Genomic DNA, 13,857 nt, shown 5'->3' on the forward strand with positions numbered 1-13,857 from the left:
GATTAGTAAAACAGGGCGAATAACAACGGAGAAAAATAAATGAAAGACGAGCAGGACAAATTTAACAAATATCTTCAGGGCGCGAATTTAAGCCGCCGTTCATTTATCAATACTGCTGCGCTGATTGGTGCAGGTACGGCATTATCACTTTCTCCTTTCGCCGGTTTTGCGGCTGAGGCTACCCCGAAAAAAGGCGGCGTGCTGAAACTCGGCATGTCCGGCGGCAATACCAGCGATTCACTGGATCCCACGCTGTTCAGCGACTGGGTGCCGCTCAACCAGGCTTATATGCTGATGAACGGCCTGATCGAAATTGATGAGAACAACAAGGCCACGCCTGAGCTGCTGGAAAGCTGGTCGGCGAAACCCGGCGCACAGGAGTGGACCTTTAAAGTACGCCAGGGTGTCACCTTCCATAACGGGAAGACCCTGACGGTGGAAGATATTCTCTACTCCATCAACCTGCATCGCGGTGATCAGTCGCGCAGCGCCATCAAAACCCAGTTGGCAAGCATTACCGAGCTGAAAAAAAGCGGTGATAACGAAATCACCCTGACGCTGGACAGCGGTAACGCCGACTTACCTTACCTGCTGGCGGATTACCATCTGGTGGTAGTACCGGACGGTTTCACCGACTGGAAGCACCCGATCGGCACCGGTGGTTTTGTCTTCGACCAATACCAACCCGGCGTGCGTTCATACTTCAAACGCAACCCGAACTATTGGAAACCGAATCGTGGCTTTGTTGATGCAGTCGAAGTATTGGTGATTAACGACGCCACCGCGCGCACCAATGCGCTGATCTCCGGCCAGGTTCACGCCATCAACCGCGTGGATTTCAAAACCGTTGATTTCCTGAAACGCAGCCCGGCGCTGAACATCATCCGTTCATCGGGCGGCCAGCACTTTACCTTCCTGATGGATTGCCGCGTTGCACCGTTTAATAACAACGACGTACGCATGGCGATTAAATACGGTATCGATCGTGAAAAACTGCTGGCGACCGTGCTACGTGGCTACGGCACCCTCGGCAATGACCATCCGATCCCGAAAACCGATCGCTTCTTCAACAAAGCGCTGCCGCAGCGCGCCTACGATGCCGACAAAGCGAAATTCTATTTGAAGAAAGCTGGGCTGAGCAGCCTGCCGGTAGAACTCTCCTCCTCGGATGCCGCCTTCGCCGGTGCGCTCGATGCCGCGGCGCTGTTCCAGGGCCAGGCCGCTCAGGCCGGAATTCAGGTCAGTATCAAACGTCAGCCCGCCGACAGTTACTGGGACGACGTATGGATGAAAGCACCGTTCAGCATGGGGTACTGGGGAGGACGTCCCACCGCTGACCAGATGTTCTCCACCGCATGGCAATCCACCGCCAAATGGAACGATACCCATTGGAAGAACGAGAAATTCGACAGCCTGCTGATTCAGGCGCGTTCGCTGTTGGATGAGCAGAAACGTGCTGAGATCTATGGTGAATTGCAGCAAATCGCCAGCGATGATGGTGGTGCGATGATCCCGCTGTTCGGTGACTACCTGGATGCCACCAGCAAAAAACTGGGCGGTGTGAAGCCACATCCGATGTTCAACTTTATGGGTGGTCGCCTGGCTGAACGCGTCTGGCTGGAGTCGTAATGAAAAAGCAGATTTTACATCGCCTGCTGCTGGGCCTACTCACGCTCTGGCTGGTGTCGTTGCTGATTTTTGTCGGGACGGAGTTGCTGCCTGGTGATGTCGCCAGCGCGATTCTGGGACAAAACGGCACGCCGGAAACCATCGCCGCGCTGCGCACGCAGCTCGGGCTGGATCAGCCTGCCATCTGGCGCTACCTGCACTGGCTGGGCGGCGTACTGCACGGCGATCTCGGCAACTCACTGGCGAACAATCAGCCGATTAGCGCGGAGCTGTTGCCGCGCCTGGCGAACACGCTGTTCCTCGCCGGTTATGCCGCCGTCATCGCCATTCCGCTGGCGGTGCTGCTCGGCATCGCCTCGGCGGTGTGGCGCGGTTCCTGGTTTGATCGTGTAGCCAACTCGCTGACGTTGCTGAGTATTTCCGTACCGGAGTTCTTCGTGGGCTACGTGCTGGTGATCTTCTTCGCCATCCGTCTGGCGTGGTTTCCCAGCCTGGCGTTGGTCGACCCCGATGCCGGTTTCCTCGCACGCCTGTATGCCTGCACCCTGCCGATGCTAACGCTGGTGCTGGTGGTGCTGGCGCATATGCTGCGGATGACCCGCGCCTCCGTGGGTGCGGTAATGTCGAGCAGCTATATCGAAACCGCGTTGCTGAAAGGCCTGTCGCGCTGGCGCATAGTGCTGGGCCACGCGCTGCCGAATGCGCTGGCACCGATCATCAACGTCGTCGCCTTCAACCTTGCCTATCTGGTAGTTGGCGTGATTCTGGTCGAGGTGGTGTTTGTTTATCCGGGCATCGGGCAACTGATGGTAGATGCGGTGACCAAGCGCGACCTGCCAGTAGTGCAGGCCTGCGGACTGCTGTTTGGCGGTACCTACATTCTGCTCAACACCGCCGCCGATTTGCTGGCGATTTGGTGTAACCCACGACTGCGCCACGCGAGGTAAGCGATGAAAAAACTTAAAAACCGCGCGGTGCCGATTTCCGCCATGCTCGGTCTGGCGATCATCGCCATTAACTTAATTGCCGCATTGTTTGCGCCGTGGCTGGCACCGCACAGCGAAACTGCGCAGGTGGGCGATATCTGGATGCTACCCTCCGGCGCACTGCCGCTCGGCACCGACAGCCTTGGCCGCGATATGCTGTCGCGTATTCTGTTTGGCGCTCGCACCACCATCGCCATCGCGCTGGCAATTACCGCCATCTCGTTTGTGATCGGCATTCTCACCGGCTTCACCGCCGCCATTTATGGCCGCTGGGTAGATGTGGTGCTGACGCGTATCGTCGATACCCTGATGTCGATCCCGGTGCTGATTCTGGCGCTGATTGTGTTGTCGGTACTCGGCACCTCGATCCCGGTGCTGGTCGGCACCATTGCCCTGCTGGATGCCACCCGCGTCTATCGTCTGGCGCGTCTGGTGGCGCAGGGCATTGTCTGCCAGGAATATGTCGAAGCGGCACGTCTGCGCGGTGAAGGTCTCGGCTGGATCGTGCGTAAGGAGATTTTGCCGAATGCCATTCCCCCGCTACTGGCGGAGTTTGGCATGCGTTTCTGCTTCACCTTCCTGTTTATTGCTGGTTTGAGCTTCCTCGGTCTGGGTATTCAGCCACCGTGGGCCGACTGGGGCAGCATGGTGCGTGACAACGCCCAGGCGATTAACTTCGGCCAACTGGCTCCACTCTACCCGGCCGCCGCCATCGCCCTGCTGACCATTGGTGTCAACCTGGTGGTTGACTGGCTGCTGGTGCGTAACAACCTCTCGCTGGGGGAAGAAGGATGATGCAACCGATTCTGGAAATGCGCGATCTGCGCATTGAAACCGAGCAAGGCATTCCGCTGGTGCAGGGCATTTCCCTCAGCCTGAAACCCGGAGAAGTGCTGGGGCTGATTGGTGAATCCGGTGCCGGTAAATCCACCATTGGCCTCGCGGCGCTGGGCTATGCGCGCTCCGGCTGCCGTATTGCCGGTGGCGAGGTGCGTATCGCCGGGCAGGATATCGTGCCGCTTTCCAGCAAAGAGAAACGCGACATTCGCGGCAGACGCGTGGCCTATGTGGCGCAAAGCGCCGCTGCGGCGTTTAACCCGGCGCTGACCATCGGTAAACAGGTATGCGAAGGCCCGATTCGTCACGGTCTGATGAACGCTGCCGAGGCGCAGGCCTGGGCGGTGACGCTGTTCCGCGCCCTTGATTTGCCGGAGCCGGATACCATCGGCCAACGCTATCCGCATCAGTTGTCGGGCGGCCAGTTGCAGCGCGCGATGGCGGCGATGGCAATGTCCTGCAAACCTGACCTGCTGGTGATGGATGAACCCACCACCGCGCTGGATGTCACCACCCAGATTGAAGTGCTGGTGATGCTGCGCAAGCTGGTACGCGAGTTCAATACCGCCGCGCTTTACATCACCCACGATCTGGCGGTGGTGGCGCAAATTGCTGACCGCATCATGGTGCTGCGTCAGGGCTGCGAAGTGGAATGCGGCAGCACCGCTGACATCCTGCAAAATCCGCTGGAAAGCTATACCCAACGGCTGGTGTCGGAGCGTGCTCATGCGTTGACGGCGGTACACGCCGAAAACGTGGCACAGGGGCAACTGCTGACGCTGCAAAATCTCTCCACCGGTTACAACGGGAAAACCGTGGTACACGGCGTGTCGATGAGCATTGCCAAAGGCGAAACCCTGGCAATCATCGGCGAATCCGGCAGCGGTAAAAGCACCCTGGCGCGCGCGCTGTGCGGGTTGTTGGGTGATACCGCCGGTAATGTCAGCTTTGCCGGACAGGTGCTGCCGAACCGTTATCAGCAGCGTGACAAAGAAACGCTGCGCCGCATCCAGATGATTTACCAGTTGCCGGATGTGGCGCTCAACCCACGCCAGACCATCCTCGAAGCGATTGGTCGCCCGATTGCCTTCTATTTCGGACTGGATAAGCGCCAGGTCCGTGCGCGTGTGGAAGAATTGCTGCGTCTGACCGAGCTGCCGCTCACCCTGATGGATCGCTACCCCTCCGCGCTGTCAGGTGGTCAGAAACAACGTGTCTGCATCGCGCGCGCGCTGGCCGCCGAGCCGGAATTGATCATTTGTGACGAAGCCACCTCCGCACTCGATCCGCTGGTGGCGGAAGAAGTGCTGAATCTGCTGCGCCGTTTGCAGGAACAACTGGGCTTGTCGTACCTGTTTATCACCCACGATCTCAGCACCGTGAAGCGCATCGCGCAGCAGGTGGCGGTGATGTATCAGGGCAACGTGGTGGCGCAGGGACCGACCGAGCAGGTGTTCAGCGCACCAATGCACAGCTACACCGAAAAACTACTGACCTCAGTACCGGAAATGCGCACCTCCTGGCTGGATGAGGTGCTGGGTCAGCGTCAGAACAACGTCATGGCAGGAGCCTCATGAAAACCTTCGTAACGCAATTTCCCCACAGCGTCAGCGTGACGGAACATCTGTGGATTACCCTGAAAGACGGCACCCGCCTTGCCGCACGCATGTGGCTGCCGCTTTCCGCCAGCCAGCAGCCGGTGCCTGCCATTCTCGAATACATCCCCTATCGCAAACGCGATGGGACACGTACCCGCGACGAGCCGATGCACGGTTATTTCGCGGGTCAGGGTTATGCGGTGCTGCGCGTCGATATGCGCGGCAGTGGCGAGTCAGACGGCCTGCTGGCAGATGAATATCTGTTGCAGGAACAGGAAGACGCGTTGGAAGTGATCGACTGGATTAGCCAGCAATCCTGGTGCAGCGGTGCCGTCGGCATGATGGGTAAATCCTGGGGGGGCTTTAACTGCCTGCAACTGGCGGCACGCCGTCCGCCTGCGCTGAAAGCCATCATTACCGTGTGCTCCACCGACGATCGCTATAACGACGATATCCACTACAAAGGTGGCTGCCTGCTGAATGACAACCTGTGGTGGGGCGGCATCATGCTGGCATACCAGAGCCGTCCGCAGGACCCGGCGCTGCTGGGCGAAAGCTGGTATCAGGACTGGTTGAATCGGCTGGAAAACATGCCGTTCTTCCCGGCACTGTGGATGGATCATCCGCTGAAAGATGCCTACTGGAAACACGGTTCGGTCGGAGAGGATTGGTCGGCGATTCAGTGTCCGGTGATGGCGGTCGGCGGCTGGGCTGATTCCTACAGCAACGCGGTGTTCCGTCTGATGGACAACCTCGAGGTGCCACGCAAGGCGATCATCGGCCCGTGGGCGCATATTTACCCGCAGGATGGCACCCCGGAACCGGCGATTGGTTTTCTCCAGGAAGCGGTCACCTGGTGGGATCGCTGGCTGAAGCAGGTGGATAATGACGCGCTGGCTGGCCCGCGCGTGCAGGCATGGTTGAACGACAGCCAGCGTCCTGGTTCACAACGTCCCCAGGCGTTTGGCGAGTGGATCGGCCTTGATGGCGATACCGACGAGGTGACGCAGCCACAACGCTGGCATGTGCAACCCGGCATCCTGAGCATCACACCGCTGGCACAGGAGAACTGGCAAGCCATCTGCACCCAGCAAAATCACGGCCTGTTTGCCGGTGAGTGGATGGGCGCGGGCGTACTGGGTGAAAGCCCGAGCGACCAACGTATGGATGACGGGCTGGCAGAGAGTTTTGACAGCGCGCCGTTGAGTGAAAGCCTGAGCATTTACGGTTTCCCACAGTTCAGCGTAAAACTGAGCAGCGACAAACCAGCAGCAATGCTGTATGTCCGTCTCTCCGATGTCGCACCGGATGGTGCCTCAACCCGCGTCACGCACGGCTGGGTTAACCTGAGCCATTTGCAGGGGCAGGATAAAAACGTGCCGCTGACGCCGGGTGAAGTGGTGGATGTGCAGGTGCAACTGGACGGCATCGCCTGGCGCTTTGCCGCCGGACATCGTCTGCGTATTTCGCTGGCTACCACCTTCTGGCCGATGATTTGGCCGATGGCGGAAGTCGCCACCCTGCAGGTGAATCTGGCGAGTGCCACGCTCGACCTGCCGGTATGTCGTCAGGTAACACCGATTGCCGGTCCCAACCCGCAACCGGCCACCGCCGCCAATACGCCGCTGACATTGCTGTCGCCGGGACGCGTGGAGCGCGAGTTGCGGTATGACGTGGTCAACGACAGCTGGGAAAGTATCACTCACGGTATCGGTGGGGTATTCGGTGAAGGCGTATATCGTTTTGACGATATCGATACCACCGTCGATCACAGCCTGCGCCGCCAGTTGACCTGCCATAACGATGATCCGCTGTCAGCCCATTACCTGCTGACGCAGAGCATGAAAATTGGCCGGGAAGGTTGGTGGACAGAAACCGATATCGTGCTGGAGATGCGTAGCGATTTGACGCATTTCATCATCAGCGGCGAGATGAAGGTGCAGCATAACGGCGAAGCGGTGTTTAATCGCCGTTGGGATCGACGGATTAAACGTTAAAAAAAGCGCGATAAATCGCGCCGCTACAGATACCTGCCCCCATTGTAGCGGCGTGATTCATCACGCAATCAACTGCGCGGATACTTGTCGCTATTCACCCAGGCGTGATCTTTCTCCCAGGTAAATTTCCACAAACGCACCGGCCCCGCCATCACGTTCAGGTAATAATTGTCGTACCCTGCCAGCGTCGCCACCGGATGGTAGCCACGCGGCACCGTCACCACGTCGCGGTTGTAGGGCGCCATACATTCGTCGAGCGAGCGGTCGTCGGTGTAGACACGCTGCATGGCAAAACCCGGCTCCGGATCGAAACGGTGATAATAGGTCTCTTCCAGATAGGTTTCGTCCGGGCTGTCTTTCTGGTCGTGTTTGTGGCTCGGATAAGAACTGGTCGCGCCTTCGTCGGTGTAGACTTCCACCACCAGCAGGCTGTCAGCAGGCTGGTTGTCCGGCAGAATGTTATGCACCAGACGCTGGTTGCGTCCCTTACCACGATGCTCAACCCCGACATCTTCTGGCGCAATCAGACGCGCCGGCAGGTTGCCCTGGCTGGGGGCGTTACACACCGCCAGCTCCAGATCGCTATCGGCATAGACTTCCACCTCATCGTTATGCGGCACATAAACCGCATACGGTGGAATACGCTCAAACGGTGAAAGACGCTTACCCAGATTCGGGAACTCAGCATGACGGGTTTTCACCGAGGCAAACCCCGCCACCAGCACCAGGCATAGCTCTTTATCATCGCTGCTGAGTTTCAGCGTTTGTCCCTTCTTCAGCAGATACGCATCAAAGCCGACGTATCCCCAGCCCGCGCTTTCCGGCGTGACGTGCTGGATACGACCATTGCTGTCTGGCTGCTGCGCTTTCGCAAGTAGTGACATCCCCATCTCCTCCGTTGGCTCATTAACCCAGGGTCGGCATGCTGAATTCAGACACCGTCTGCTGACCGCTCGGCCAGCGCACGGTGGCGGTTTTCATCCGGGTGTAGAAACGTACGCCATCCGGACCGTGCACATTCAGCGCGCCGAACACCGAACGTTTCCAGCCACCGAAGCTGTGGAACGCCATCGGAACGGGCACCGGGACGTTAACGCCAACCATGCCAGCTTCCACATCCTGCACAAACTCACGTGCGGTGTGACCGTTGCTGGTGAAGATGGCGCTGCCGTTGCCGAATTCGTGGCTGTTCACCAGTTGCAGCGCGCTGTTGAAATCCGGTGAACGCATGATGCTCAGTACCGGTCCAAAAATCTCTTCACGCCAGATGGTCATGTCTGAGGTCACGTTGTCGAACAACGTGCCGCCCACGTAGTAACCTTCAGCATGGCCCGGTACCTGATAGTTACGACCATCAACCACCAGTTTCGCGCCTTCCTGCTCACCTTTATCGATATAGCCCAGCACTTTTTTCTGGTGCGCGGCAGACACCACCGGCCCCATTTCATTCTCTTCCGCACCTTTCTGGATGCCCGGACCGACGCGCAGCGCCTTGATCAGCGGCGTCAGACGCGCAATCAATTTATCAGCCGTACCTTCACCCACGGCCACCACTACCGGCAGCGCCATGCAACGCTCACCGGCAGAACCGAACGCGCCGCCCATAATGGCGTTCACGGTGGCATCGAGATCCGCATCCGGCATCACGATGGCGTGGTTTTTCGCCGCGCCAAATGCCTGGACACGTTTACCGTGGGCGCTGGCAGTTTTGTAGATATGCTCCGCCACGCCGGAAGACCCGACGAAGCTCACCGCCGCAACACGGGGATCTTTATACAGCTGTTCGGCATCTTCGTTGGAAGAGTGAACCACATTGAACACACCATCCGGCAGACCGGCTTCTTTCAGCAGCTCCGCCATGCGTACTGAAGCGGACGGATCCAGCGCCGGTGGCTTGAGAATAAAGGTATTACCGCAGGCCAACGCAATCGGGAACATCCACAACGGCACCATCGCCGGGAAGTTGAACGGGGTGATCCCCGCCACCACGCCTACCGGCTGCATCAGCGAGTAGCTGTCAACGCCGCCACCCACGTTCGGCGAGTTTTCACCTTTGATCAGGTGCGGAATGCCGCAGGCAAACTCAATCACTTCAATACCACGCGTCAGCTCACCCAACGCATCGGACCACACTTTGCCGTGCTCAGAGACAATCAGCGCCGCCAGCTCCTCACGGTGCTGTTCCATCAACGCTTTGAAGTTGAACATCACACGGGCACGACGCAGCGGAGAGGTCTTCGACCATTCCGGGAAGGCCGCATGAGCGACTTCAATCGCCTGGGCAACTTCTTCCGAGGTGCTCTGCGTCAGCTCACGTACTACTTTGCCGGTCGCCGGATCGTAAACAGGGATAGTTTCGTTGCTGGCGCTGTGGGTAATCTGGCCGCCGATAAAGTTTCCTACGATGTTCATGTCGTTGCCTCTTTAATATGTAAACCAGCGAGAACTAAAAGCGTGATATGAAGCTATTACAATGAAATAAATTTTTCAAATATTTCTTTTTGGAAAATTTCCTTTTAGCGGACTGGATCGCATTTTTCCGCCCGCCACATCCACGATACCCGCCGTAGAGATCAGGTATACAAAACGAAATATGAAATTTTTGCGAGGCAGATCCAATATCTGGTATTTCATAATTCACTAACAATGAAATAAATGTTTTCTTTGGCTCCATCTTACCCGCATCCCCTTACAGGAGCCGCAGCATGGCCATCGATCCCACCCGTTTCTGTATTAACCGTAAAATTGCCCCGACGTTATCGCTGGAAGCCTTCTTCCAACTGGTGCAGCGTCTGGGATTAAATAAAGTCGAACTGCGTAACGATATGCCGGGCGGCAAAGTGACCGATGACCTCAGCGCCGCCGCATTGCGCGCGTTAGCCGACAAATATCACATCGAAATCGAAACCATTAACGCGCTCTATCCGTTCAACCGTGTTGATGACACGCTGCTGGCGAAAACCGAAGTCCTGTTGCAAGAAGCGCAACAGATCGGTGCCAAAGCGCTGGTGATGTGTCCGCTGAATGAAGGGATCGCCATCTCCCCGGAACAGACGCTGGCGGCGCTGCAAACCCTCGCTCCACGCTTTGAACATTACGGTATTCAGGGACTGGTGGAGCCGCTCGGTTTCCCGGTCAGTTCGTTGCGCTCGGCGGTGAAAACCCAGCAGCTGATCCGCGATGCGCAGGTGCCGTTCAAACTGCTGCTGGATACCTTCCATCATCATCTGTACGAGAACGCCGAGCTGGAGTTCCCTCAGGAGATTGATGTGAATCAGATTGGGCTGGTGCATCTGTCTGGTGTCGAGGATAGTCGTCCGACGGCGCAGCTCACCGATGAAGAGCGCATCATGCTGAGCGATAAAGATGTGCTGAATAGCGTGGCGCAGGTGAAACGTCTGGAGCGGCTCGGCTACAAGGGCATCTACGCCTTTGAACCTTTCTCTTCGGAACTATCGAAGTGGAGCGCCAAAGATATCGAACGTGAAATCCGCGCCAGTATCGAATTGCTGCAAGCCTGACCCCTCGTAGCGGCGCGATTTATCGCGCGTCTTTTAAAACTTGCGCGATAAATCGCGCCGCTACGAATATCTATCCGGGAGGCATCCGCTGCCTCCGTCTGCCCTACCCTTATCTGTGTCTCTGACACAACTTTGTAGTGATTGGCCTCGGTCGGAGGCCTCTTTTTAATTCTCTTTGATTTCGACTACCGGCGTGGCAGGCTGACGTCGGCTCATCCGCAAGGTACATACCAGCGCCAGACACACCAACAACGCGGTGAGAAAGTAGACCAACGGTACGCCCGCGTAACTCATGATAAAACCGGCAATCGGCCCGGTGATCCCCAACGATAAATCCATAAACGCGGTATAGGTGGCGAGCGCGCTGCCCTGATTCTGCTGCGGCACCACTTTGACCGCCACTACGCCAATCGCCGGGAACACTAACGAGAAACCCGCTCCGGTAAAGAACGCACCGACTTTCGCCATCCAGGGATCAAACGACGCTGCCACCAGGAACAGACCCACCGCCTCCACCGCGAAACAGATGCTGGCAACCCGCAAACCGCCGAGACGATTGATGGCGTTGGGAAACAGCAAACGAGTGCCGACGAAGGCAGCGCTAAACAGCGTCAGGGCGAATGCCGCACCATCCCAACCTTTATCCTGATAGAACAAGGTGATAAAGGTGGCGATCACGCCAAAGCCCGCCGATCCCATCGCCAGAATCAGACCAAAACCGTAAATCTTGCCCAGCACATCGCGGAACGGCAGCGGTTTGGCTTTACTGCCTTTCACCGGCGCACGCGGCAACGCCAGCGCAATCGCCAGCACACAGATAGCAATGATCACCCCGGAGAGCAGCAACAGCCCGCCGCTACGGAAAATCACCACGCCGAGCGGCGCACCAATCGCCATCGCCCCGTAGGTGACGATACCGTTCCACGAGATCACCCGGCCAATATGTAACGAGCCGACGCGCGCCACGCCCCACAGCGAGGTGCCGGTGCCGGAGAAACTCTGGCCGATACCGAGAATCACCCTGCCGAGACAAAGCAACCCAAGGCTGAGCACCGTCCAGCTTTCGGTCAACGCCGAAAGTAAAATACATAACCCGCTGATAAAGCAGCCGAACAGGCCGATCACCACCACTTTTTTCGGTCCCCACTGGTCGGCATAGCGTCCGGCATGGGGGCGACTGAGTAGCGTGGCGAGATATTGCAGGCTAATCACCAGCCCGGCCCAGAAGGCGCTGTAGCCCAGTCCGTCATGGACAAAACCGGGTAACACCGCCAGCGGCAAACCGATGGTGAGATAACTGGCAAAGTTGAACATCACGATGGAGAGGATCAGTAAATTCAGACGGAAAGGCGTTAAAGCAGGTTCCGCGGCAGGCTGGTCAGGCATGAGTAATTGCGCTCGTGTTTGACGAAGTTTTTATAACAGAACCTTTACTATACGCCTTTTATCCCCTGGCGCATCATAGCCTCTGATGATATTTGGTCATCATTTCGTCATATCGCCACCGTAGACTCGCCGCCAGTGAAATCCCAAAGAGGATAACAATCTGATGACGCTCCTGATAAACCATCGGGTGCGCGTGGCGTTTGACCGCTTCCTGTGTTGCACGGGAGGTGGGCGATGACGCGTGTCGCGCAACCCATCCAACTGAAAAACCTCAGTTGGTCAGCGGGTAACCTGACCATTCTGCACGATCTCTCCCTGACCATTCCGGCCGGGCAAACGCTGGCGCTGCTCGGTCCCTCCGGCTGTGGCAAAAGCACGCTGCTGAAACTGCTGGCAGGTTTGCTACAACCCAGCTCCGGCGAAATCTGGATCGGCGATCAATGTGTCGCCTCAGCCACGCACTGCACCGCGCCGGAAGCACGCAACCTCGGCATGGTGTTTCAGGATTACGCGCTGTGGCCGCATATGAGCGTGGCGCAAAACGTGTCCTTTCCGCTGCGTATGCGCGGCATAAAAAAAGCCGTGGCGCTGGATCAGGCACAAGCCGCACTGGCCCAGGTGGGCCTGAGCGACTTCGGCGAGCGTAAACCCGCGATGTTATCGGGTGGCCAGCAGCAGCGGGTGGCGCTGGCGCGTGCGCTGGTGGCACAACCGGCGATTTTGCTGTTCGACGAACCTTTGTCCAACCTCGACCGCGATCTGCGCGAATCCCTCGCGCAGCATATGGCGCAGTTGCTGCGCGCCGCAGGGATCACCGCTGTTTACGTCACCCATGACCGCGAGGAAGCCAACACCCTCGCCGACCGCATTATCCAGCTGGCGCAGGGCCAGATTGTTTCAGTCACTGACCTCTCAGGGGAAAACCATGCCATCTCTCAAGTCTGTTAAAACAGGAGCCATCAGCGCGATGATTTTGACCTCCGCCATGATGATGATAAACGATGCTGAAGCACTGACGGTGTACACCGCCGGGCCGGGATCGCTGGCGAAAAGCCTCGCCGCCGGGTTTGAAAAACAAACCGGGGTTAAGGTAAATATTTTCCAGGCCACCACCGGCAAAGTAATGGCGCGCCTGGAAGCCGAACAGGCGAATCCGCAGGCCGATGTGCTGATCTCCGCCTCCTGGGATACCGCCGAAGATCTGCAACAACGTGGCTGGCTGCTACCTTACCAAAGCCCGAATGCGGCTCACGTCCCGACAGCGTTTAAAACCGATGCTTACGTAGCACAAGGCATTTCCGCACTCGGCATCGTCTGGAATACCAACAGCCACACTCCGGAACCGAAAACCTGGCAGGACCTCACCGGCACGGCATTTAAAGATCTGGTCACCACCCCTGATCCGGCGCTCTCCGGGGCATCCCTCGATTTGTTGATTGGTTTGCAGAACGGTGAAGGCGAAAAAGCCTGGCAGCTGTTTGATCAACTGAAAGCCAACGGCATGGTAATCAGCGGCCCGAACGCCCAGGCGGTGACTCCGGTGTTGCAGGGTGCAAAAGCGGCGGTGTTTGGTGCGGTGGATTACGTGACCTACAACAACATCGCGCAGGGCGAAGCGGTCAAAGTGATTTTCCCGGAAAACGGCACTGTGGTCGCCCCGCGTCCCATGATGATCCTGAAAACCAGCCAGCATGCTGTAGATGCCAAAGCCTTTATCGATTATGTGTTGTCGGATGAAGGCCAGCAGCAGGTGGCGAAAGCCTGGCTGATGCCTGCGCGGACCGATATTAAGGCGCAACGTCCACTGATCACCGAGATCAAACTGTTGCCGGTGAATCAGGATGGCAGCAGCGAACGCGCGGCGGTGCTGAAACGCTTTGCCACGCTGTTCGGACAATAAACC

Annotated in this window: 11 protein-coding genes; 8 read left to right on the forward strand and 3 right to left on the reverse strand. The window is 57.7% G+C overall.

Features of this window, described 5'->3' with window-relative positions:
* Window positions 1-39: 39 nt before the first annotated feature.
* The 5 genes from AC6I8W_RS19290 to AC6I8W_RS19310 are packed head-to-tail and all read left to right on the forward strand — an operon-like array spanning window position 40 to window position 7,047.
* On the forward strand, window positions 40-1,629 hold the full coding sequence (locus AC6I8W_RS19290) for an ABC transporter substrate-binding protein (RefSeq protein WP_497836273.1): 1,590 nt from the start codon (window positions 40-42) through the stop codon (window positions 1,627-1,629).
* Window positions 1,629-2,576: an ABC transporter permease gene (locus tag AC6I8W_RS19295; RefSeq protein WP_497836274.1), complete on the forward strand. Its 948-nt coding sequence runs from the start codon at window positions 1,629-1,631 to the stop codon at window positions 2,574-2,576. The genes AC6I8W_RS19290 and AC6I8W_RS19295 overlap by 1 nt, the downstream gene beginning before the upstream one ends.
* 3 nt (window positions 2,577-2,579) lie before the next feature.
* Window positions 2,580-3,410, forward strand: a complete 831-nt coding sequence (locus tag AC6I8W_RS19300; RefSeq protein WP_497836275.1) for an ABC transporter permease — start codon at window positions 2,580-2,582, stop codon at window positions 3,408-3,410.
* Window positions 3,407-5,029: an ABC transporter ATP-binding protein gene (locus AC6I8W_RS19305; RefSeq protein ID WP_497836276.1), complete on the forward strand. Its 1,623-nt coding sequence runs from the start codon at window positions 3,407-3,409 to the stop codon at window positions 5,027-5,029. The genes AC6I8W_RS19300 and AC6I8W_RS19305 overlap by 4 nt, the downstream gene beginning before the upstream one ends.
* Window positions 5,026-7,047: a CocE/NonD family hydrolase gene (locus AC6I8W_RS19310; RefSeq protein ID WP_497836277.1), complete on the forward strand. Its 2,022-nt coding sequence runs from the start codon at window positions 5,026-5,028 to the stop codon at window positions 7,045-7,047. Before AC6I8W_RS19305 ends, AC6I8W_RS19310 begins: the two co-directional genes overlap by 4 nt.
* A 68-nt stretch (window positions 7,048-7,115) precedes the next feature.
* Here AC6I8W_RS19310 and iolB read toward each other — a convergent pair whose 3' ends face one another.
* Together iolB and AC6I8W_RS19320 are read right to left on the reverse strand one after the other, a co-directional pair.
* A complete protein-coding gene (iolB, locus tag AC6I8W_RS19315; protein WP_497836278.1) occupies window positions 7,116-7,931 on the reverse strand; it encodes a 5-deoxy-glucuronate isomerase in 816 nt (271 codons plus the stop codon).
* Window positions 7,932-7,953: 22 nt separating this feature from the next.
* Window positions 7,954-9,459 (reverse strand): CoA-acylating methylmalonate-semialdehyde dehydrogenase, encoded by a 1,506-nt coding sequence (locus AC6I8W_RS19320; protein WP_497836279.1) that lies wholly within the window; start codon window positions 9,457-9,459, stop codon window positions 7,954-7,956.
* Between the two features lie 293 nt (window positions 9,460-9,752).
* Here AC6I8W_RS19320 and AC6I8W_RS19325 point away from each other — a divergent pair, with 293 nt between their 5' ends.
* A complete protein-coding gene (locus AC6I8W_RS19325) occupies window positions 9,753-10,568 on the forward strand; it encodes a TIM barrel protein (protein ID WP_497836280.1) in 816 nt (271 codons plus the stop codon).
* A 165-nt stretch (window positions 10,569-10,733) separates the two neighbouring features.
* Here the strand turns inward: AC6I8W_RS19325 and AC6I8W_RS19330 are convergent, their stop codons facing one another.
* A complete protein-coding gene (locus AC6I8W_RS19330; RefSeq protein WP_497836281.1) occupies window positions 10,734-11,954 on the reverse strand; it encodes an MFS transporter in 1,221 nt (406 codons plus the stop codon).
* 234 nt (window positions 11,955-12,188) lie between these two features.
* Here AC6I8W_RS19330 and AC6I8W_RS19335 point away from each other — a divergent pair, with 234 nt between their 5' ends.
* Both AC6I8W_RS19335 and AC6I8W_RS19340 read left to right on the forward strand, forming a co-directional pair.
* Window positions 12,189-12,902, forward strand: a complete 714-nt coding sequence (locus AC6I8W_RS19335) for an ABC transporter ATP-binding protein (protein ID WP_497836282.1) — start codon at window positions 12,189-12,191, stop codon at window positions 12,900-12,902.
* Entirely contained in the window at window positions 12,880-13,854 is a 975-nt protein-coding gene (locus tag AC6I8W_RS19340; protein ID WP_497836283.1) for an ABC transporter substrate-binding protein, read from the forward strand. The genes AC6I8W_RS19335 and AC6I8W_RS19340 overlap by 23 nt, the downstream gene beginning before the upstream one ends.
* The last annotated feature ends 3 nt before the right edge of the window (window positions 13,855-13,857 follow it).

Source organism: Pantoea sp. X-Soil-TKNS-1211, from assembly GCF_059730495.1.